Raw genomic sequence first — 568 nt, forward strand, 5'->3', positions numbered from 1 at the left:
CAATGTGGCAACCTTCCGTGACTTTAAACAAGTTAATCAACTGAGTGCGACCTGGGTTTCGAGGTCTTAGCTAAGTTTTTCTGATTGGTTAAGCGATTCAGTGCACTGGACTTACCAGCATTTGAGCGTCCTGCAAACGCAATTTCGATCCCTTCATCAGCGGGTAAATGGCGAATATCGGGTGCACTAGTGATGAAATGCGTGTTTTGGTAATGAATTTTTACGCTCACTGTTAACTCCATCTCGACTTTGTGTAGTCGATTGATTACTTTTTTGTGAAATTGTGTAAAATAACCGTGCTCGGCATAAGGTCGCCTATTGTACCATGAGTGTACTCGGTATGTTCACATCCGTGGTACTGGAAGCTTGATAATTATAATGGAATGTCATGAAGAAATTAGCGCTAATTTTGAGTCTTATAGCCAGCTGCTCAGTATGGGCCCAAGGTAATATTGAAGCTGGTAAAGCAAAATCCCAAACGTGTGTTGCGTGATCACGGTGCTGACGGCACAGTGCAATCACTAACTTACCCAAACTGGCTAGGTCAACAACGCCAAATACCTTGAGA

The 568-nt window shown here is 43.1% G+C and carries 2 pseudogenes; one reads left to right on the top strand and one right to left on the bottom strand.

Annotation, left to right across the window (positions count from 1 at the left end):
* Positions 1–230 (bottom strand): annotated as a pseudogene (locus CIK04_RS24090) (GTP-binding protein); the annotation flags it as partial.
* Positions 231–388: 158 nt separating this feature from the next.
* On the opposite strand from CIK04_RS24090, the pseudogene CIK04_RS24095 reads away from it, so the two are divergent.
* Positions 389–568: pseudogene (locus tag CIK04_RS24095) on the top strand (cytochrome c); the annotation flags it as partial.

This window comes from Vibrio sp. 03_296, assembly GCF_002265885.1.